The 20,196-nt window shown below is 63.0% G+C and carries 24 protein-coding genes; 11 read left to right on the top strand and 13 right to left on the bottom strand.

What is annotated here, in order from left to right; genetic code table 11:
* Positions 1-143: 143 nt before the first annotated feature.
* Positions 144-332 carry a DUF1192 domain-containing protein gene (locus HT051_RS04720; RefSeq protein WP_174540962.1) on the bottom strand — a complete coding sequence of 63 codons (189 nt, stop codon included), beginning with the start codon at positions 330-332 and terminating at the stop codon, positions 144-146.
* A gap of 79 nt (positions 333-411) precedes the next feature.
* Between HT051_RS04720 and HT051_RS04715 the strand changes: the two genes are divergently transcribed.
* The 4 genes from HT051_RS04715 to HT051_RS04700 all read left to right on the top strand — a co-directional run bounded on the left by HT051_RS04715 (position 412) and on the right by HT051_RS04700 (position 4,858).
* Complete coding sequence (locus tag HT051_RS04715; RefSeq protein ID WP_174540961.1) at positions 412-1,413, top strand: NAD(P)H-quinone oxidoreductase; 1,002 nt, start codon at positions 412-414, stop codon at positions 1,411-1,413.
* A 140-nt stretch (positions 1,414-1,553) separates the two neighbouring features.
* A complete protein-coding gene (locus HT051_RS04710; protein WP_174540960.1) occupies positions 1,554-2,483 on the top strand; it encodes a DUF1013 domain-containing protein in 930 nt (309 codons plus the stop codon).
* Between the two features lie 143 nt (positions 2,484-2,626).
* The gene (locus tag HT051_RS04705; RefSeq protein ID WP_174540959.1) at positions 2,627-4,255 is read left to right on the top strand and encodes an acyl-CoA synthetase; all 1,629 of its coding nucleotides are present in this window, start codon (positions 2,627-2,629) and stop codon (positions 4,253-4,255) included.
* A gap of 69 nt (positions 4,256-4,324) precedes the next feature.
* Positions 4,325-4,858 (top strand): HD domain-containing protein, encoded by a 534-nt coding sequence (locus tag HT051_RS04700; RefSeq protein ID WP_174540958.1) that lies wholly within the window; start codon positions 4,325-4,327, stop codon positions 4,856-4,858.
* A gap of 54 nt (positions 4,859-4,912) precedes the next feature.
* Here HT051_RS04700 and HT051_RS04695 read toward each other — a convergent pair whose 3' ends face one another.
* Positions 4,913-5,257, bottom strand: a complete 345-nt coding sequence (locus tag HT051_RS04695) for a hypothetical protein (RefSeq protein WP_174540957.1) — start codon at positions 5,255-5,257, stop codon at positions 4,913-4,915.
* A gap of 184 nt (positions 5,258-5,441) precedes the next feature.
* Between HT051_RS04695 and HT051_RS04690 the strand changes: the two genes are divergently transcribed.
* Positions 5,442-5,831 carry a tautomerase family protein gene (locus tag HT051_RS04690; protein WP_174540956.1) on the top strand — a complete coding sequence of 130 codons (390 nt, stop codon included), beginning with the start codon at positions 5,442-5,444 and terminating at the stop codon, positions 5,829-5,831.
* 79 nt (positions 5,832-5,910) lie between these two features.
* Positions 5,911-6,321 (top strand): DUF1622 domain-containing protein, encoded by a 411-nt coding sequence (locus tag HT051_RS04685; protein WP_246810178.1) that lies wholly within the window; start codon positions 5,911-5,913, stop codon positions 6,319-6,321.
* 54 nt (positions 6,322-6,375) lie between these two features.
* Here the strand turns inward: HT051_RS04685 and HT051_RS04680 are convergent, their stop codons facing one another.
* Positions 6,376-6,990: an SH3 domain-containing protein gene (locus HT051_RS04680; RefSeq protein ID WP_174540955.1), complete on the bottom strand. Its 615-nt coding sequence runs from the start codon at positions 6,988-6,990 to the stop codon at positions 6,376-6,378.
* A 277-nt stretch (positions 6,991-7,267) separates the two neighbouring features.
* Between HT051_RS04680 and HT051_RS04675 the strand changes: the two genes are divergently transcribed.
* Positions 7,268-7,642: an STAS/SEC14 domain-containing protein gene (locus HT051_RS04675; RefSeq protein WP_174540954.1), complete on the top strand. Its 375-nt coding sequence runs from the start codon at positions 7,268-7,270 to the stop codon at positions 7,640-7,642.
* Positions 7,643-7,699: 57 nt separating this feature from the next.
* Here the strand turns inward: HT051_RS04675 and HT051_RS04670 are convergent, their stop codons facing one another.
* Entirely contained in the window at positions 7,700-7,876 is a 177-nt protein-coding gene (locus HT051_RS04670; RefSeq protein ID WP_174540953.1) for a YdcH family protein, read from the bottom strand.
* Between the two features lie 251 nt (positions 7,877-8,127).
* Between HT051_RS04670 and HT051_RS04665 the strand changes: the two genes are divergently transcribed.
* From HT051_RS04665 to HT051_RS04655, 3 genes are all read left to right on the top strand, one after another.
* Positions 8,128-8,334: a YdcH family protein gene (locus HT051_RS04665; protein WP_174540952.1), complete on the top strand. Its 207-nt coding sequence runs from the start codon at positions 8,128-8,130 to the stop codon at positions 8,332-8,334.
* Between the two features lie 102 nt (positions 8,335-8,436).
* Positions 8,437-8,952, top strand: a complete 516-nt coding sequence (gene purE, locus HT051_RS04660; protein ID WP_174540951.1) for a 5-(carboxyamino)imidazole ribonucleotide mutase — start codon at positions 8,437-8,439, stop codon at positions 8,950-8,952.
* A complete protein-coding gene (locus HT051_RS04655) occupies positions 8,945-10,033 on the top strand; it encodes a 5-(carboxyamino)imidazole ribonucleotide synthase (protein ID WP_174540950.1) in 1,089 nt (362 codons plus the stop codon). Before purE ends, HT051_RS04655 begins: the two co-directional genes overlap by 8 nt.
* A gap of 692 nt (positions 10,034-10,725) precedes the next feature.
* Here the strand turns inward: HT051_RS04655 and HT051_RS04650 are convergent.
* A complete protein-coding gene (locus HT051_RS04650) occupies positions 10,726-11,979 on the bottom strand; it encodes a glycosyltransferase (protein WP_174540949.1) in 1,254 nt (417 codons plus the stop codon).
* A 200-nt stretch (positions 11,980-12,179) separates the two neighbouring features.
* On the opposite strand from HT051_RS04650, the gene rpsU reads away from it, so the two are divergent.
* Entirely contained in the window at positions 12,180-12,410 is a 231-nt protein-coding gene (rpsU, locus tag HT051_RS04645; protein WP_174540948.1) for a 30S ribosomal protein S21, read from the top strand.
* Between the two features lie 64 nt (positions 12,411-12,474).
* Here the strand turns inward: rpsU and HT051_RS04640 are convergent, their stop codons facing one another.
* From HT051_RS04640 to HT051_RS04605, 8 genes are all read right to left on the bottom strand, one after another.
* On the bottom strand, positions 12,475-13,332 hold the full coding sequence (locus HT051_RS04640; RefSeq protein ID WP_174540947.1) for an alpha/beta hydrolase: 858 nt from the start codon (positions 13,330-13,332) through the stop codon (positions 12,475-12,477).
* 151 nt (positions 13,333-13,483) lie between these two features.
* Positions 13,484-15,139: a heme peroxidase family protein gene (locus tag HT051_RS04635; RefSeq protein ID WP_174540946.1), complete on the bottom strand. Its 1,656-nt coding sequence runs from the start codon at positions 15,137-15,139 to the stop codon at positions 13,484-13,486.
* Positions 15,140-15,307: 168 nt separating this feature from the next.
* Complete coding sequence (locus tag HT051_RS04630) at positions 15,308-16,705, bottom strand: NAD(P)(+) transhydrogenase (Re/Si-specific) subunit beta (RefSeq protein ID WP_174540945.1); 1,398 nt, start codon at positions 16,703-16,705, stop codon at positions 15,308-15,310.
* Between the two features lie 2 nt (positions 16,706-16,707).
* The gene (locus tag HT051_RS04625; protein ID WP_174542868.1) at positions 16,708-17,130 is read right to left on the bottom strand and encodes a proton-translocating transhydrogenase family protein; all 423 of its coding nucleotides are present in this window, start codon (positions 17,128-17,130) and stop codon (positions 16,708-16,710) included.
* 17 nt (positions 17,131-17,147) lie between these two features.
* Positions 17,148-18,371, bottom strand: a complete 1,224-nt coding sequence (locus tag HT051_RS04620; RefSeq protein ID WP_174540944.1) for a Re/Si-specific NAD(P)(+) transhydrogenase subunit alpha — start codon at positions 18,369-18,371, stop codon at positions 17,148-17,150.
* A 104-nt stretch (positions 18,372-18,475) separates the two neighbouring features.
* Entirely contained in the window at positions 18,476-18,619 is a 144-nt protein-coding gene (locus HT051_RS04615) for an aa3-type cytochrome c oxidase subunit IV (protein ID WP_174540943.1), read from the bottom strand.
* 629 nt (positions 18,620-19,248) lie between these two features.
* Positions 19,249-19,485 carry a hypothetical protein gene (locus HT051_RS04610; RefSeq protein ID WP_174540942.1) on the bottom strand — a complete coding sequence of 79 codons (237 nt, stop codon included), beginning with the start codon at positions 19,483-19,485 and terminating at the stop codon, positions 19,249-19,251.
* 275 nt (positions 19,486-19,760) lie between these two features.
* Positions 19,761-20,150: a hypothetical protein gene (locus tag HT051_RS04605; protein WP_174540941.1), complete on the bottom strand. Its 390-nt coding sequence runs from the start codon at positions 20,148-20,150 to the stop codon at positions 19,761-19,763.
* Positions 20,151-20,196 lie beyond the last annotated feature (46 nt).

The following is a 20,196-nucleotide window of genomic DNA, read 5'->3' as shown; positions in this document are numbered from 1 at the left end:
AGGCGTCAAACAGAGTGGTTGGGGCCACTCCGATCCAGAGGACTGGATAAGGGGAACGTTAAGGCTAAATCCCTAATAAGTTGTTAATCCTAATGGTGGATTTACCTAAACGGGAATTTACCGGGGAAAATTTCGTAAAATCCCTAGCGCTTGAATGCGGCTTCCGCGGCGCTTTTCGTGGACTGCTTGGCGGCCATTTCCGCCTCCACCCGGGCAATCTCACCTTGCAAGGTTTCGATCAGCGCCTTCAGCTCATCCACTGAAAGCGCCGAGAGATCCTGACCGAGCTGATGCTGCGGCGGTTTTTTCGGTTCGAGCTCGTCCCAATTCATGTCCCGATCCTATCATCTGGCGCCGAGATGATTAAACTCCGCGCTCGACCGACCCCATTCGAATTTTCCGGAGAGATCCATGCTGCCATCGACCATCACCGTCATCGAAGCCCGCGAGGCCGGCGCGCCCGACGTGTTGCAGACCGCATCGCGCCCCATGCCGGAGCCGGGCGAAGGCGAGGTGCTGATCGAGGTTCACGCCGCCGGCGTGAACCGGCCCGACGTGCTGCAGCGAAAAGGCCTCTACCCGCCGCCGAAAGGCGCATCCGACCTGCTCGGCCTGGAGGTTGCCGGCCGGATCGTCGGCACCGGCCAAGGCGCCACCCGCTTCAAGGCGGGCGACGAGGTCTGCGCCCTGGTGAATGGCGGCGGCTATGCCGAATATGCCGTCGCCCCAGAGGCCACCACCCTGATCAAGCCGAAAGCCCTCTCCTTCACCGAAGCGGCCGCCCTGCCGGAGACCGTATTCACCGTCTGGCACAACGTGTTCGAGCGTGGCGGACTGAAGGCTGGAGACTGGCTGCTGGTGCATGGCGGCTCCAGCGGCATCGGCACCACGGCGATCCAGATGGCGGTCCTGCGCGGCGCCAAGGTGATCGTCACCGCCGGCACCGACGAGAAATGCCATGCCTGCGAGGAGCTCGGCGCCACCAAAGCCATCAACTACAAGACGGAAGACTTCGTCGAGGTGGTGAAACAGGTGACCGAGCGCCACGGCGCCGACGTGATCCTCGACATGGTCGGCGGCGACTACGTGCAGAAGGATATCTACGCCGCGGCCACCGAAGGCACCATCGTGCAGATCGCCTTCCTGCAAGGCTCCAAGGTCGAGCTCGACCTGATGCGGCTGATGATGCGCCGCCTGACCCTGACCGGCTCCACCTTGCGCGCCCAGTCCGACAAGGCCAAAGCCGTCATGGCCAAGACCATCGAAGCGGAGATCTGGCCCCTGGTGGAAGACGGCACGCTCGCCCCCATCATGGACTCCACCTTCGATCTCGCCGACGCGGCAAAGGCCCATGAGCGCATCGATAACCCCCACCATATCGGCAAGATCGTGCTCACCGTGGAGCGGGGCTGACGGCAAGGGTGTCACGGAACCATTTGCGTACCAAACCGTCACGCCCTATATAGAGCCTATCCCCTTCATCGTTATCTCGTGGCTCTCGCGCCGGAAGGGGGCGAGAGCACAGCCGGATTCTATAAGGTTTGGAAGGACCCATGGACCGTATCCCCTTGATGCCGAAGGCAACCGCCGTCTGGTTGGTGGACAACACCTCGCTCACCTTCGACCAGATCGCCGAATTCTGCCATCTCCACGTCCTGGAGGTGAAAGGCATCGCCGATGGCGACGTGGCCCAAGGGATCAAGGGCATGGACCCGATCTCTTCCGGCCAGCTCACCCGCGAGGAAATCCGCAAAGCCGAGGAGCAGTCCTCCTACCGCCTGAAGCTCGCCGAGCCGAAGGTCGAGGTGCCTGAGGTCAAGACCAAGAAGGGCCCGCGCTATACGCCGGTCTCGCGGCGCCAGGATCGGCCCAATGCCATTCTCTGGCTCACCAAGAACCATCCGGAGCTCAAGGATTCGCAGGTCATGCGCCTGGTCGGCACCACCAAACCGACCATCCAGGCGATCCGCGAGCGCACCCATTGGAACTCGGCCAATCTGCAGGCCCAGGATCCGGTTACGCTGGGGCTTTGCTCGCAGATCGACCTCGACGCCGAGGTGAAGAAGGCCGCGGCGCGTCTTGAGCGTGAGCGCAAGGCCCGCGGCGAGCCCGAGCCCAAGGCCGGCACCCTGCTCTCCGCCGAGGAGAGCACCATGGAGGAGACCGAGACCCCGGCTCCGTTCGACGAATCTCCCGGCGCTGTGTTCGCCCGCGAGGCCGAGGCCATGATGGGCCATTCGGAGCGCGAGACCGACGACGATACGCCCGATCCCGATTCCGTCTTCGCCAAGCTGGAGCAGCTGAAGCAGGCGGAGAGCGAGGATCCGCTCGACCACGTCCCGGCGGCCGAAAGCTCTGAAGACGAAAGTGCTGACGACGAGAGCGCTGAGGACGGCGATCAGGATAACGCTGCCGAAAACGCCGCTACTGAGGAAGAGGCCGGCGAGACCGATACGGACGAGGAAGAAGACACGCGCAGCTAACGCCGTGTCCGCCTTGAGGAATCCGCCTCTTTCGGGGCCTCATGGCGCCTTCGTGCAAATTTCCGGTCGGATCGTTCATATTCCCGTTGATGGAACCGCGCTGACTTGCTTCTTTAGACCCTCCGTAGGGGGGATGAAGAAGCATGAGTACGAGTCCTTACGACTTTCATCTGGATAAGACGCCGGCCAATTATCAGCCGCTGACGCCCACCGTGTTTCTGGAGCGGGCGGCCATGGTCTATCCGGACCACACCGCCATCATCCATGGCAGCTTGGCGATTCCCTATGGGGAGTTCTATACCCGCGCCCGGCGCCTTGCGAGCGCACTAGTTCAGGCCGGCATCGGCCCCGGCGACACCGTCTCGGTGATGCTGTCCAACACCCCCTCCATGCTGGAGGCCCATTACGCGGTGCCAATGATCGGCGCAGTGCTGCATTGCATCAACACTCGTCTCGATCCGCCGATCATCGCCTTCCAGCTCGATCACGCCGAGACCAAGCTGCTGATTACCGACACCGAATTCACCCCCGCCATGAAGGAGGCTCTAGCCCAGGCCAGCGTGCACCCAAAGCTGATCGCCTATGCCGATACCGAGATGGGCATCGAGGGCGAGCGCCTCGGCGATCTGGACTACGAGGATTTCGTCCAGTCCGGCGATCCGGAGTTCGCCTGGCAGATGCCGACCGACGAATGGAACGCCATCTCGCTGAACTACACCTCCGGCACCACCGGCAACCCAAAGGGCGTGGTCTATACCCATCGCGGCGCGGCGCTGATGTGCTACGCCAACACCATCGCCACCGGCATGCAGACCCATCCCGTCTATCTGTGGACGCTGCCGATGTTCCACTGCAATGGCTGGTGCTTTCCCTGGGCCTTGTCGCTGGTCTCCGGCACCCATGTCTGCCTACGCCAGGTGCGTGCCAAGCCGATGTATGACGCCATCGCCGAGCACAAGGTCACCAATCTTTCCGGCGCGCCCATCGTCATGTCGGTGCTGCTGCAGGCGGGCGAGGACGAAAAGCGCGACTTCGACCATAAGGTCGCCTTCAACCACGCCGCCGCCCCGCCGCCCGCCGCCGTGCTCGCCGCCATGGACGATGCCGGCTTCCACCTCACCCATCTCTATGGGCTGACCGAGACCTACGGTCCGGCGACGCTCAACGAGTGGAAAGACGTATGGGACGATCTGGAGCATCCCGAACGCATGGCCCTGCGCATCCGCCAAGGCGTCCGCTACCACGCGCTGGAAGGCCTCACGGTCAAGGATCCGGAGACCATGGAGACGGTGCCCGCCGACGGCGAGACCCTGGGCGAGGTGATGTTCCGCGGCAATATCGTGATGAAGGGCTATCTGAAGAACCGCCACGCCACGGAAGAGGCCTTCGCCGGCGGCTGGTTCCACTCCGGCGATATCGGCGTGCTGCACCCGGACGGCTATATCCAGCTCAAAGACCGCTCCAAGGACGTCATAATCTCCGGCGGCGAGAACATCTCCTCCATCGAGGTGGAGGACGTGCTCTACAAGCACCCGGCCATCACTGCCGCCGCCGTGGTCGCCAAACAGGACGAGAAATGGGGCGAGACCCCTTGTGCCTTCGTCGAGGTAGCGCCCGGCACGGAGATCTCGCAAGACGAGATCATCGCCTATTGCCGCGACAGGCTCGCCCATTTCAAATGCCCGCGCTTCGTGGTGTTCACCGAGCTGCCGCGCACCTCCACCGGCAAGATCCAGAAGTTCAAGCTGCGCGAGATGACCGAAGAGGTCTAAGCCGCCTCGGCCGCATGCTCCTGGCACCCTCAAGACATTGCAGCCCCGTTCTTTGCTGAAACTCTCACATTGATCACGATCGAACAGGCTCATGCCAAGTTGAAGGCCCATTTGGGCGATAGCCCGAAGGCCACCCACTGCCGGGTCGTGGCGCATTTGATGCGGCAGCTTGCGGAAAAGTCGCAGGAAAACGCAGACCTATGGGAGGTCGTCGGGCTCTGCCATGACCTCGACGAGACCGAAACCAAGGGCAATCGCCAGCTTCACGGGATCCTGACTGCCCAGTGGTTAGCTGACGACCTACCTTCCGACGCCCTCGAGGCCATCCGCGCCCATGACCACCGGACTGGTGTTAAGGCGGAAACGGAGCTCGCCGACGCTCTGAAACTGGCCGATGCACTTGCGATCGCCGATGAGGACGCAGGCCGCGAAGCTATCGGTCGGATCGGCACGGAAGGAGGGTGGCACGAGCTTTCCGAGCGTCTAGTGCGCAGACCCTACCTGCTGCCAATCATCTCCGACCTCTGCAACCGGATGGATGAGAGCCTTGCAGACCTGGCCGGCCTCTTCGACAGGGCGCCCCGTCAAGACGCACATCCATGAGGTAGGCCAAAAGAAAGCCCGCCTCAAAGGGCGGGCTTTTCATTGCACCGGTCGCTACCAGTAGCGCCGGCGATATTTCCAGCGCTTCTTGTATTTATACGGCTTGTAGTGCCGGTAATAGACCCGCGGACCGACATAGCGGCGCGGCCCGATATCAACGCTCACGCCAGGCGCACGCACCGAAACGCCGGGACGGCCGCCGCGGCAGCGATAATCGTAAGGATGGTAATAGCAGTAGCGGCGCCAGCCGACCTGCACCACATCACCGCCGGCAACGGCAGCAGCGCTACCGGCGCCCGACGCGGCCGAGGCCCCGACCGGCAGCGCCGAAGCCGGCGCGGCGAAGGCCGCAATCCCGAGCCCGGCCCCGGTCGCAATGGCAAGAATGAATTTACGCAAGACGTTTCTCCTAGGTCTTGGTCTCAAATGAAAAGCCGATGCTGGGTTGCCCCACAGGCCGGCTTTGAGCGATACCCCGCAAATGCAAACCAAAAACAGCGCGGGATAGTTTCCAGGTAAGGTCCGCAAGGGTTAATTGCACCCCATTGCGCCAAGAATACTTAGCGCCCGCAGGAGATTGCGAATGCCTCTGATCAAGATCGACACCATTGAAGGCCGCACCGAGGAGGAGAGCCAGGCGCTCCTCGACGCCACGCACCGCGCCGTCCTGGCCGCTTTCAAGGTGCCGGAAGGCGACCGCTATCAGATCCTCTCCGAGCATCCCGCCGAGCATATGAAGATCGAGGATACCGGCCTCGGCATCCAGCGCACCCGCGATGTGGTGTTCTTCCAGATCACCACCCGGCCGCGGCCGAAAGATCAGAAGGAGGCCTTCTACCGCCTTCTCACCGAGGAGCTCTCCAGCCAATGCGGCATCGCCCCCTCCGACGTGGTGGTGACCATGGTGGAGAATAGCGACGAAGACTGGTCCTTCGGCTATGGAAGGCCGCAATTCCTCACCGGGGAGTTGTAGACGATTTCACAAAATCCATTGGCCTGACGCCTCCCCTCGCGGACACTAGATCTCACGCGAATCAATCGGGGGGCGTCCGTTGGGTTTGGAGGACCAGTTCAAGGAGATTGCCGGTTTCGTCGCCTTGGCGATCGAGGCGGGTGCCGTGCTGGTCGTCGCCTATGGCGCCTCGGAAGCCCTGATCCTGCTGTTCCAGGCCTTTGCCAAGCGCGAGCCCACCGCCTATCAGGGCCGCGTCATCTGGCTGAAATTCGCCACCTGGATCCTGCTTGCCCTGGAATTCGCGCTCGCCGCCGACATCGTGCACACCGCCATCAGCCCGACCTGGGACGATATCGGCAAGCTCGGCGCCATCGCCTTCATCCGCACCATGCTGAACTATTTCCTGGCCAAGGACATCGCCACCTTCAGCAAGGTGGTCGACCCGGAGGACCAAGCCGGCGTGACCCGGCCGCTCCGGGATAACCGCTCTTCTTCGAAGCGCTGTTAGCGCTCTTTGCGCGCTTGGCGTTCTCGCTCTTGGCGCCTCTTCGGCAAAGCGCGGCTAGCGCCCGCCCAGAGCCCGCAACAGATTGGCGATCGGCCCGTTGCGGCGAGCGACACGGCGGTCATGCACCGCGGGAGCATTCATGTCATCGCTACTTTCCGCCATGGCGATACGCGATCCCGACCGGCCGGTGCTGGCCACCGGGCTGCCATTGCCGTCCAGCTGCGAAACTTGCATCCAGCCGACCGTGCGGCTCTTCGGCTCCTCGACCTTGGCCCAGCCGCCCTGCTCTGACAGAAGGCTCAGCCTATAGCCGACCGGGAAGCCGGCGATCATCGCCGCCGCCTCGTCCGGCGATGCGCGCAGCACCGCATCCGTCCCGGAAACTTGGGTCCAGCGCGCCGGCTGATCCGGCCGCTTCGGCGGCAGCGGCGGCTGGCCGTTTGCCTGCTGCACATCGTTTTCGGCCAGGACCGGTTGCCAGGCCGTCTCGTGCGTCACCGGAGCTCGCGCGACAGCGCTCTCATTCACCCGCGGCGCGGCCGCCAGCATCGCGTCCTGGCGGGCGGCACGCGTGTCCTGCGGTCCGAGATTGGATTGGGCGAGCAGAAAGACGCCGAGAACGAAGACCGCTCCGCTCGCCATCCAAAGCATCATCACCAATCTGGTCATAACCAAGCTCCTTTCGCCGGCTTGCGAAGCTCCCGCCCCCCGCAATTGCGCAGCGTCACTTGGCTGGTTAACGAGTTGTCTATGAGGATCGTTCCGGTAACGGTCGCGCCTCACCCGTTTGACGGGAATCGGGCCGTACCGCCGGCAAAACCCGCCGCGTAAACGGGCATACATAAACCGTCATGGCCGAACATGGCTGCTGGCAAGGCTAGGACCGCGCCGATACACTCGGCGGCACGCAAGGGGCGAGCTGCGCCGGGCGCCAAAGGGAAGGACAATGCTGAGCTACAAGGAATCCGACAACGCCAAGACCGCCGAGATCACCGTTTCGGGCCGCGTCTCGACCGAGGAATTCGACGCCGTCGCCGCCAAGCTGGAGGCGTTCATCGCCCGCCACGGCGATATCCGCGTGCTCGAGATCGTCGAGAGCTTCGAAGGCATGGACGCCACCGCCTTCTGGCACGACATCCGCTTCAGCCTGCGCCACCTGAAGGATCTCACCCGCTGCGCGGTGGTCTGCGAAGCCAAGATCGTCGACTTGTGGTCGGAGCTCGTCGCACCCTTCTCCCGCTGCGAAGTGCGCTATTTCAAGCCGGGCGAAGAGGAGGAGGCGCGCGACTGGCTGCGCGCGAGCGAGGACGCGGAGTTCTAGCCCCGCGTTCGCTGCAATGAACGCGCTGCCAGCCGGCCTTGCGTCCGACCTCAGACTCTAATGCTGTACCTGATGTTTGAGGCGCTCCATCTCGTCCTTGAGACGTAGCTTCCTGCGCTTCCAATCGGTGATCTTCAGCGGATCGGCCATCGGTCTGGCCTCCTCCTGCTCGATCTTACGCTCCAAAGTCCTGTGCTTGTGGGAAAGCTCCGAGAGATGTGCTTCAAGCGCCATATTCAGACCTCCATAATGGCTGGTCCAGGGCCGTTCAGTTTGGACCAAACGGCTGGGCTTGTCTAACGCGCAGGGTTCGCAAAAGGGTCACGAATTATTTCAGGCCGCGACCGAATCTCACAGCACCGCCCGCTCTGCCCTGGCGCCTTGCGCTTGGCGCCATTCATCGCAATACTCCGCCCGTCCTGGGGGAGCCGGCCGCAGCCTGAGAGAGCCGGCCGGCCAAGGCTTGAAGGGGGTCGAGGACAGCCATGGATAGCGAGGAGCTGGAAGAGCTCCAGCACGCTCTGGCTCGCTTGAAGCAGGAGCATCGCGACCTCGACAGCGCCATCAATGCGCTCGAGGATTCCGGCTATGGCAACCAGCTCGAGCTTCGCCGCATGAAGAAGAAGAAGCTCCTGCTGAAGGATGAAATCTCCCGCATCGAGGACACCCTCCTCCCCGACATCATCGCTTAAGAGGCGTGTTATTACGCCGCCACCTTGCCAAGCCCCCGCGCACCCCTATAATCGCGCGCTTTTCCGGGAACGGCGCGGACTTTGCGCCGAAGGATATCTGGAATGAGCGATCCAGCGCCAAACAGCACCAGCGGCTCTCCCGTCGTCGGCATCATCATGGGCAGCCGGTCCGACTGGCCGACCCTGAAACACGCCGCCGACATCCTCGATAAGCTCGGCGTCTCGTACGAGACCCGCATCGTCTCCGCGCACCGCACCCCCGACCGGCTCTACGCCTACGCCAAGGAAGCGCAGGACCGCGGCCTGAAGGTGATCATCGCCGGCGCCGGCGGCGCGGCGCATCTGCCCGGCATGACCGCCTCGATGACGGCCTTGCCCGTGCTCGGCGTTCCCATCGAGAGCAAAGCCCTCAAAGGCCTCGACAGCCTGCTCTCCATCGCCCAGATGCCGGGCGGCATTCCCGTCGGCACCCTGGCCATCGGCAAGGCCGGCGCCAAGAACGCCGCCCTGCTCGCCGCGCAGATCCTCGCGCTGGCAGATGCAGCGCTCGCCATCCGCGTCGCCGATTGGCGCCAAGCTCAAACAGATTCCATCGCCGAGACTCCCGAAGATGCCTGATCCTTTAGCGCCCGGTGGCGTCATCGGCGTTCTGGGCGGCGGCCAGCTCGGCCGCATGCTCTCTGTCGCGGCCGCCCAGCTCGGGCTCAAGACCCATATCTATGCCGACGGCCCGGACTCGCCGGCCTCGCAAGTTGCCGACAAGACCGTGATCGGCGCCTATGACGATGCGGAAAAGATCGCCGCCTTCGCCGCAGAGGTCGACGTCGTCAGCTGCGAGTTCGAGAATGTCGCCGCCGCCGCGTTGGAGGCCGCCGCCAGCAAGGCGCAGCTTCATCCCCCGGCGCGCTCCTTCGCCACCACCCAGGACCGGCTGATCGAGAAGCAATTCGTCGAGAGCCTCGGCATTGCGGTGGCGCCTTTCGCCAAGGTGGATTCGGTCGCCGACCTGAAAGAGGCGCTTCAGACCATTAAAGCACCGGCCCTGCTGAAGACCCGCCGCTTCGGCTATGACGGCAAGGGCCAGGCCATGGTCCGCGGTGCCGATCAGGCGGAGGAAGCCTTCGCCGCCATCGGCAGCCAGCCGGCCATTCTGGAAGGCCTGGTCGCCTTCGAGCGCGAGATCTCCGTCCTCGTTGCCCGCGGTCGGGACGGCGCGCTCGGCTTCTACGACCCAATAGAGAACCAGCACCAGGACGGCATCCTCGCCGTCAGCCGGGCCCCCGCCACTGTCGGCGACGAATGCGCCGATGCCGCCCGCGACATCGCCGGCAAGATCGCCGCCGCCCTCGACCATGTCGGCGTGCTCTGCGTGGAGATGTTCCATTGCCCGGGCGACAGCCCGGAGCTGGTGGTCAACGAGATCGCCCCGCGGGTGCACAATTCCGGCCACTGGACCCTGGATGCCTGCCTGGTCAGCCAGTTCGAGAACCATATCCGCGCCATTGCCGGCTGGCCGCTCGGCGCCACCGGCCGGCATAGCGACGCCATGATGACCAATCTGATCGGCGACGATGCCGGCAAGTGGCGCGAGTTTGCCGCCGACGAGCGCATGGCGGTGCATCTTTACGGCAAGGCCGAGGCTCGACCGGGGCGCAAGATGGGCCACATCACCCGCATCTTCCCCAAGACGACGCTTTAGCAGCAGGATCCCAACAGGACCGCCTCTCCTTCGAGACGCGAGCTGCGCTCGCCCTCAGGATGAGGCGGTCTTAGGCTCGTGCTCCTCATGGTGAGGGCGCTTCCGAAGGAAGCGTGTCTCGAACCATGAGGCCCCCCGCCTTTCCGCCTTCGTCATGGCCGGGCGTGTCCCGGCCATCCACGTCTTTCGCAAAAGCACCGCACTCATTCGTGGATGCCCGGGATAAACCCGGGCATGACGACTGAATTTGACCGATGCTACGTGCCCCCCGTCTTCCTCCTTCGTCATTGCCGGGCTTGACCCGGCAATCCATGCCGTTTCCAACCCGCTTGCGCCCTACGCTTAAGAGCACCGCTCCCCGAGCTGCGCGGTAACGGCGTGGATGCCCGGATCAAGTCCGGGCATGACGACTGAATTTGACGCGAGTCTGAGTAGCTCACGCCCTCTCCCCACGTTTGTCATCCCCGGCCTTGTGCCGGGGATCCATGACCTCCGTGGTAGCTCTTTCAACAGGCCCTGGTATTCATGGATTGCCGGGTCAAGCCCGGCAATGACGAAGGAAATAGGTGCTCGCTCCGCTGCTCTATCGTCATGGTCCGCAGAGCCCTCAAGCAGCGAAGCGGTAGGGCAAACAAAAGCCCGATAGCGCACCTAAACAAGCGCTCAAGTAGGCCAGAGGCCGGTAGCGCAACTTAAAAAGACAAGGTGTCGATCATCTCGGCCGCGTCCTCGGCGCCCTTCTCCTGGCCGATCGCCGTGCCGATCTCGGCGGCGCGCGAGACGATGCTCCAGCTCTTCGCCTGCTCCAGCGCTTTTGCCAGCCCGCCCGGCGTCAGCGAGCGCAACGGCACCATCTTCGGCCCCGCGCCCAGCGCATGGACCATGCGGCCCCAATAGGGCTGATCGATCCCCATCGGACAGACGATCGTCGGCCGGCTCCAGCGCAAGCCTTCATGAGTGGTGCCGGCGCCGCCGTGATGCACCACCACCGCGCAGCGCTGGAACAGCCAGTCATGCGGCACCGATTCCAGGCTGTAGATATCGTCGGCCGGCACCGCGTCGAGCCCGCCCCAGCCGGAAGCGAGCACGCCGCGCATCTTGGCCCGGCGCAGGCCCTCGATCACCATGCGGGTCTGCCGCTTCACATTGGCCGCCGGCATGCTGCCGAAGCCGACATAGGCCGGCGGCGGCCCGGCGGCGAGGAAGGCCTCTAGCGAAGGCGGCGGCTGAAACTGCTCCGCCCGGTTCAAAAACCAATAGCCGGTGACCCGCTCCCGCTCGGTCCAATCGTCGGGCGGCGGCGCCAGATAGCGGCTATAGGCATGCAGCCGCTGGCGCAGGCGCCCTTGCGGATCGTAGCCCTCGAAGAAATTTACCTGTCCCTTGGAGGTCAGCCCGAGCTTGGATTCGCGCCATTTCCCGATCAGCGAGCTTTGCGCCCAGCGGGTCACCCGGTCGATCAGATCGTGGCTCAGCCGGTTGCCGAGCCAGCCCATATCCGGCAACGGCGTCAGCGGATTGGGAAACGCGCCCGTCGGCACGAAGGCCGGCTGCAGCGTCGAAGGGATCGCCACCGCCTGCAGCGCCTCGGCGATATGCTGCGCGGCAAAGCCCCGCGGGTGATACACGATGACGTCGGGCCGCACCTCCTGCGCCACCGTCCACATCTCGTCGAACTGGGTGCGGATGACCCCTTTGAATTCCCGTAACGCCTTGAATCGCCCTGAAATACTGCGGAAGGCTTCGATCGCGACCGGGGTCTTGATGATGGCCCGATAATCGATCGAAACCGTCGCCGGGGTGAGCCCATAGGCCTCGATCAGCCAGTCATAGCCCTTGCCCGTGCACAACGTTACCTCGTGGCCGCGCTGCTTCAGCGCCACGCCGAGCGCCACAAAGGGTTGGACGTCTCCGCGCGTGCCGAAGGTGTAGAGCAGCACCTTCATGCCGAATTCCCCAGTAAGAAAGGCCTGGAGCCAAGATAGCGCGGGAATATTTCCGGAGGCTGAAAACGCTTATGCTCGCTGGACAAGCGGCGGGTCATTTGTTAGAGAACGCCCCAGATTTGAGGTCGGCCGCTCGCCGATAGGCGTGGCTTGGACCCGCTTCGATCCTCTAAAGATCACTATTCGGAGATAGCACTCAAGTGCAAGTCGTTGTACGCGATAACAATGTCGATCAAGCGCTCCGCGCGCTGAAGAAGAAAATGCAGCGCGAGGGCGTGTTCCGTGAGATGAAACTCCGGAACTATTACGAGAAGCCGTCGGAGAAGCGTGCCCGCGAGAAGGCCGAAGCCATCCGTCGCGCCCGCAAGCTGGCCCGCAAGCGCGCTCAGCGCGAGGGTCTGACCCCGGGCCGTGGCCGCGGCCGCCGCTAAGGCGCGCTAAGCTCGTAATCGATCCATTGCAGGTAAGGCCGGAGGCAAGCTCCGGCCGCTTTCGTTAGCCCGCAGCCTTTGCTGTTGCGGGCTTCTTTGCGTTGCTGCTGCGGGCTTGCGGCTTGGCATCCAGGCTTTGCAGGAAGCGGTCGATGGCGCGGAAGGCGCCATATTCGTAGAGATCGTTGTGATCCGCCTCCGGAAAGATCTCCATCTCCTTCGGCTGCTTCGCCGCGGCGAACAGCTTTTCGGCCAGGGCGAGCGGAATCACGCTGTCCTCCGTCCCGTGCACCACGAAGAGCGGCACGCGGACATCGCCGATATAATCCTGCGAGCGGTACTGATCGACCATCACCAGGCGAAGCGGCAGGAACCACCAGCGCCGCCGCCCCACATCGACGATGGTGTTGAACGGGGCTTCCAGCACCAGCGCCTTCACGTCGTGACCGGTGGCCAGCTGGGTCGCCACCGAGGTGCCGAGCGATTCGCCGTAAGCGACGATCTCGTCGGCTGGCACGCCCTGCTCTCGTAGATAGGCATAGGCCAGCCCCGCATCGGCGACATTGTCGGCCTCCGTCGGGCGCCCTTCCGATCCACCGTAACCGCGGTAGTTCAACATCAAGAGGCCGTAGCCCGCATCGACGATCTCGGCGAATTTCGCCGCATGGGTCGCCACCGAGCCGCCATTGCCGGTGAAATAGAGAAGGGTCGGCTTGCCCGCCGGCGCCGCCTTGTACCAGGCGATCAGCGTCACCCCGTCAGGCGTCTTCAGCCTGACCTCCCGGACGCCCTCGAGCCCCGCCTCCTCCGGCGTGACATAGGTCTTATCCGGCACATAGACGAAGTGACGGTGCACCTTGCGGCCGGCAAGGCAGACAAGCGCATAGGCGACCACGAAAAGCAGCAGCAGTTTCACAAGCATAGGGCGAGACATACTCTGACAGCCCTAGATTACAAAGCCGCAATTGGGCGCAGGAGCGATCATGCTTGCCAGAGGGTTGCCGCTGGAAAGACCGTTTCGCCGGGAAGACGGCTCCGCTTGAAAGATGCGGTGTCCGGTTGGCGCAGAAGGCTTAGGAGCCGAGGCGTCTGCGAGGTTTCACCTGCTTCACAGCCGTTCTCCCTTCCGGGAACACCCCTGCCACATGCAGCAATCCCTCGATCGAGCCGACGCAGACCCGGCCATCCTTGGTCGGGACTTCGATGCCGTCCTTGGAGATGTTCCGCGCCACACCGTACTGGTTGAGGTAGCTGTTTGGATCCTTCTTGAGCAGGCCGATAATCGTCTCCGCCACGATATGGCTCCCGATCACACCAAGCGAATTGCCGCCGCACTGAACCGCCGATTCCCGCAGGATGTAATACCAAAGCGGCGTCCGCTCCATGAAGCTGGTCTTATCCAGGACATTGCCGATCCCGTCGCTCTCGGCATCCCGAATTTCCTTCGGCGTGAGCGGCACCACACCGAAAGCCGCCGCCACTGCCTGCCCGGTCGGGATATTCAACGAGAAGCCGCGGATCAGATTGCGCTTGGCGAGATGCGCCATCACCGTCAGCCCGCCCATGCCGGGGAGCTGGCCGAGCCCGGCCGCCAGCAAGCTGTCGATCGGCCGGGCCTTATTGGCGGGATTCGCGCCCACGAAGTCTTTCCAATTGACGGTGAACTTCTCCTCCAGCCGCCACGCATCCGGGCCGCTGCGGTTGAACCGCAGCAGTCTATCCTTCTCCTCTTTTTCCGAGCTGGAGACATCGAGAAGCGTCTCGACGCGGCGTTCGGCGCCGCGGAGCTTATAGCTCGGCCGGATCATGGAATGGCCGAAACGGAAGCCCGCCACGGAAAATTCCAGCGGCATGAAGAGCGGCAGCCCACCGCTCACCGGCCCGTAGAAGGCAGGGCCGTTCCGTTTGACGTCGATCACGACCTCCGGGATGCACACCGTCCGCAGATATTGCTCGACGACGATGTATTGATAGGTCCAACGGACATATTGCCGGGCCTGCGCGAAGCGCTGCGTCAGACTGAATTTCTTGCTCCGGCGGCTCTTATTCTCCATCTCCAGACCGTCCATGATGGCGTTATGGAAGGCCAGGAACGCGGCATGGAGCTGGCTGACATTGACGTTCTCATCGTTCCGCATATCGGAGATCAGCGCCATACGGTCGTTGGGGCGCGGATGATCCTGGTTGGAGCGCGGCCGGTGCAGGTCGATGATCGACTTCGTCTTGTAGCTCTGGAGCCGGAATTTCAGATCCGAATCGTAGAGATCCTGCGCAACCGTGCTGCTGCCGGGCGCAGGCTCACCGTTCTGATAGAGGAATGAGGGGCCATCTCCATAGGCGCTGTCGAGATCGAGCTGCGGACGCCGCCCGTTCTTCAGCGTCGTGACGATCTCCTCGGGGCTTCGCGGCTTGATCGGCAACGAGCCGCCATCGGGCGCGAACACCTCGCTCGCCGTCGTCTCCCGGTCGGTGCGTGCGGTGAGGTCGTGGTCGATGAATTGACCGAGATAGGTGAAAACCGAAGGAATTTCGGAGTCTTTCGGCGGCTTGCCCGTATCCACCGCCATCGCCTCGCCGAGCTCCAAAAGCTCGCGGACCGTGTCCTGCCCCTCCTGCAAGAGAGCTCGCGGCGACCGCGCAAGCTCGGGAAACAGATAACCGAAGGCGGTCGCAAACAACACTTCATCGGTGTCGGTCACGCCGCCGGCATGCGAGATTTTCTTGAGCATGGCCAACCTCCCAACGTTGCCACGTCACAACTATAGATAGAAATTAACTACCTTGCTAGTCGCGTTCGGCGGACCGAACGCAATCACCCCGGCAGAGATTTCTGCCGGGGTGATTCAAACGCTGTGTCTGCAGAGAGAGGTCGCGCCCGGGAAGGCGCGCGCCTGGCGCTAAAGATCCTTGACGATCGATTCCGTCATCTTCTTCGCATCGCCGAGCACCATCATGGTGTTGTCGCGATAGAACAGCGGATTGTCTATGCCGGCATAGCCGGAGGCGAGCGAGCGCTTGTTGAACAGCACCGTGCCCGCCTTCCAGACCTCCAGCACCGGCATGCCGTAGATCGGCGATGACGGATCGTCCTCAGCGGACGGGTTGGTGACGTCATTGGCGCCGATCACATAGACCACGTCGGTCTGCGGGAACTCGCTGTTGATGTCGTCCAGCTCGAACACCTCGTCATAGGGCACCTGCGCCTCGGCCAGCAGCACGTTCATATGGCCGGGCATGCGCCCCGCCACCGGGTGAATGGCGTATTTCACCTCGACGCCCGCCGCCTTCAGCTTGTCGGCCATCTCGCGCAAGGCATGCTGCGCCTGCGCCACCGCCATGCCGTAGCCGGGGACGATGATCACCTTGGAGGCGTTCTTCATCAGGAAGGCCGCATCCTCCGCCGAGCCGAGCTTCACCGGCTTCTGCTCGCCGTCGCCGCCGGCCGGTCCCGCCGTCTCGCCGCCGAAGCCGCCCAGGATCACCGAGATGAAGGAGCGGTTCATGCCCTTGCACATGATGTAGGAGAGGATCGCGCCCGAGGAGCCGACCAGCGCGCCGGTGACGATCAGCGCCGTGTTGCCCAGGGTGAAGCCGATACCGGCCGCCGCCCAACCCGAATAGGAGTTGAGCATCGAGACCACCACCGGCATATCGGCACCGCCGATCGGGATGATGATCAGGATACCGAGCAGCAAGGACAGGCCGGCGATGGCCCAGAACAGCTCCGCCGTCTGCTGCTGACAGAACATCACCACCAAGGCGATCAGCCCCGCGGCCAGCGCGATATTGATCAGATGGCGCCCCGGCAGGGTGATCGGCTTGCCCGACATACGCCCCGAAAGCTTGGCGAAGGCGATGATCGAGCCGGTGAAGGTGACGGCACCGATGGCCACACCGAGCGACATCTCCACCAGGCTGGAGGCATGGATCGCCCCCGGCGCGCCGATGCCGAAAGCTTCCGGCGCATAGAAGGCCGAGCCCGCCACCAGCACGGCCGCAAGGCCGACCAGGCTGTGGAAGGCGGCCACCAGCTCCGGCATCGCCGTCATGGCGATACGGCGAGCGATCACCGCGCCGATGGTCCCGCCGACGGCAATGCCGCCCACGATCATCGCCCAGGTGACCGGATCTTCCGGCTGGGCCACCGCCAGCGTGGTGACGATGGCGATGGCCATGCCGACCATGCCGATATAATTGCCCCGGCGCGACGTCTCCGGAGAGGAAAGCCCGCGTAGCGCCAGGATGAACAGAACGCTCGCAAGCAGATAGATCAGCGGTACGAATTCGCTATTCATGGCTAGCGATCCTTCCGCTTGTACATGGCGAGCATGCGCTGGGTGACCAGGAAGCCGCCGAAGATGTTGATGCTGGCTAGGATCAGCGCCGCAAGCCCCAAGAGCTTGGCGATCCAGCTATTGGTGGAGCTGAGCGCATCGCCCACTTCCACCGAGACCGCCAGCAGCGCGCCCACCACGATCACCGAGGAGATCGCATTGGTCACCGCCATCAGCGGCGTGTGCAGCGCAGGCGTCACCGCCCAGACCACGTAATAGCCGACGAACACCGCCAGCACGAAGATCGAGAAGCGGAACACGAAATCATGCAGATCGCCGTGCCCCCCTGCTTGTCCTGCTGCTTGGCTCCCGGCCTCTTGCGCCAGGGCCGGATCGTTGAACGCTCCAAGCGCCGCCGCCCCTAAGGCGAGGACGGCAAGCGTCATCAAGATGCGCTTCCAGGTCATTTGCTTCCTCCCTCGGGGTTCGGTTTCGCCGGTGTTTTCGCCGCCGCGCTCGGCTTTTTCGCAGCCGGGCTCGCGCCGCCGCCGACCAGCTGGTCGGCCACCATGGCGTTGACGATCTCGCCATCCTTGGCGATCGCCGTTCCCTTGATCACCTCATCGTCCCAGTCGAGCGCCAGTTCCTTGCTCTCCTTGTCGATCATCACATCGAGGAAGGAGGTGAGGTTCTTGGCGTAGAGGCTGGAAGCGTTGACCGGGATCAAGCCGGGAAGGTTGAACTTGCCCATGATGGTCACCCCGTCGTGCTGGATGACCTCGCCGGGCTTGGCGCCCTCGACATTGCCGCCGCGCTCCACCGCCAGATCGACGACGATCGAGCCCGACTTCATGCTTTCCACCATGGCGCGGGTCAGAAGCTTCGGCGCCGGCCGCCCCGGGATCAGCGCCGTGGTGATGACGATGTCCTGGGCTTTGACGTGCTCGGCGATAAGTTCCGCCTGCTTCTTCTGGTATTCGGCGGACATCTGCTTGGCGTAGCCGCCCGCCGTCTCCGCCTGTTTGAACTCCTCGTCCTCCACGGCGATGAACTTCGCCCCCAAGGACTCAACCTGCTCCTTCGCCGCCGGGCGCACATCCGTGGCGGTGACCACCGCCCCCAGACGCCGCGCCGTGGCGATGGCCTGCAGGCCGGCGACGCCGGCCCCCATGACAAAGACCTTTGCCGCCGGCACCGTGCCCGCGGCGGTCATCATCATCGGCAGCGCCCGCCCGAAGGCGGCCGCCGCATCCACCACCGCCTTGTAGCCGGCGAGGTTCGATTGCGAGGACAGCACGTCCATCGACTGCGCCCGGGTGATCCGGGGCATCAGCTCCATGGAGAACAGATCGACGCCGGTCTTGGCCAGCGTCTCCAGCCCCTTCGCGTCCGAGAAGGGATCGAGCATGCCGATCAGCAGCGCGTCCTTCTTCATCCCGCGAACCAGCGTGGCCGAAGGCCGCCGCACCGTGAACACCACGTCGGCACCCTTCACCGCAGCCGCACTATCTTTCACGATAGTGGCGCCGGCATCTTTGAAATCTGTGTCGGAGAAGTGAGAGCGCGTTCCTGCGCCCGAGGCGACCTGAATTTTGGCGCCGTTTTTAGTCAGCCGCTTGGCAGTCTCGGGGCTAAGCCCGATCCGCGGCTCGTCCGGCCCTTCGGCCGGCACACCGATTGTAATCATCGCGCGGTTTCCGTTGCTTTGCAGAAAGGCCCGACTTCGAACCTTCAGCGTTTCCAGGAAAAAATTTGGGAGTGATATGCCGCCAGGAGAAGGCGGCAGAAACCTTACGCGACGAAAAGCGCCAGGAAGATCATCAGCAGGACGACGCCGGAGCCCACGATAAGGCTCATCTTGATGAAGAGCTGATAGCTCCGCTCATGCTCGTCGTAATCCATTGCGGGATGGCACTCGGCCCGATCGATTTTCATATTGTTTCCCCCAGGACTGAACCTGATTGGTCGTGTTTGAATTCTGATTGTTTTTCGCAGATAGCACAAAGCCGGACGTTGCGGCAATCCGTCCTTGTGCTGTTGTTGCAGTTCGGGACTTTTCCCGTTCCGCCCGCCCCCTCAATCGTCATGCCCGGATTTGATCCGGGCATCCATGCCGTTACCGCGGCGCAATGCACGCCCCGACGCCCAGCCGAGGTCGTCATCACCGGGCTTGTCCCGGTGATCCACGAGCCCGACGGCAAAGCGCTGACAGTTGACGGCAGTAGCCGTGTGCCAAGACGGCTCTCTCTTAAAAGTTGTATATAATGATTTGCATCGACTTTAGGTTGCGCATCGCCCATAGTCGCACGTGCTCACGGAAAGGGAGATGCGATCATGCGAACTGCAATTCTGTTCGCCGTTCTCACGGCGCTGGGAGCCGGATCGGCCTTGGCCGGCAATTGTGATCATGCTTGGCAAACCGCCAAGGACGGCTCGATCTGCGGCGACCGCGCTGCAGACCAGCGGCCAGGCGGTCGGTAGCGACCACCTCACCATCAGTCCCCCTCCTAAAAGGCCCGCTTCGCGCGGGCTATTTTTTGGCGAGGTGGACCGAGGGACGATGCTCAGCTCTGGCTGAGCATCGTCAGCTTCGCCGCGATCTCCGCCGCACGGGCGCGATCGCCCTCCAAGCCGATACTCTCGGTTTCTATTCTGAGCAAAGCCTCGGTGAGCTCTTGCAGCGAGGCCCCCGATAGCAGCTTGGCCGCCAAGCCCGGCGCGTAGTCGTCATACTCATCCGACGCCGCCGGAACATCGCGAATCCCGATGGGGTCCCAGTCCTCGCGGAGGATCTCTGCCATTTGGGCTCTGAGTTCGGGATCAGGAGCCATGCGAGCTGAATAGCTAGGGTAGGCGACAACGTGCGGATCGGACAAGAATCGTCTCACCGTCCTCACTTATGAAGAGGCGACAGAAGCCCATGATATAATCGCCACAACGTTTCGCGCGAGTGTTGAGGCAGAGCGAAGCGAAGCGCAAAAATGGCCACCACTAGGACGAGGGTTATCGTGCTCACGATGACCGCACCATCTGGCGAAAATAGAAAATCCAACACAAGTCCTCTCTTTCCGCGCCACTATTCCGTCAGGTCCACAGCCAATTGCGCAAAAAGAACCATTACAAGGCAGGTTCCTACGAACGTAACGTCTGACGAAACATCTGTTTCCGTCGCCGGCTGTCCAGAACTGACTAGCAAGGAGAACCTTACCGTGCCGTATACGATGACGTATATAAAGTAACAACTACCCAGGATTGCAACCGCTCTTGCCCAGTCGGGCAGCGAAAATCCTTTAGTTGCAATGTGATAAACGATCTCTGTAACTGACCCGACAGCCGCAACTACGGCCAGAAAAACAAGGTCACGCATGAGCCCTGCAGAACGAATTTTTTCGAACAAACTAGAGCCTTCAAAGAAGCCCGTCTTTGCGGCGGTCACTATCGGAAGCAACGCTACGAGCACAGCCAAAAACCAAATTGCAGTACGCGATACTGCTCTCCACCCCAACCCCATA

The organism is Methyloligella sp. GL2, from assembly GCF_013341275.1.
Classification (GTDB): domain Bacteria; phylum Pseudomonadota; class Alphaproteobacteria; order Rhizobiales; family Methyloligellaceae; genus Methyloligella.
This window is presented reverse-complemented; position numbering and strand designations above follow the sequence as displayed.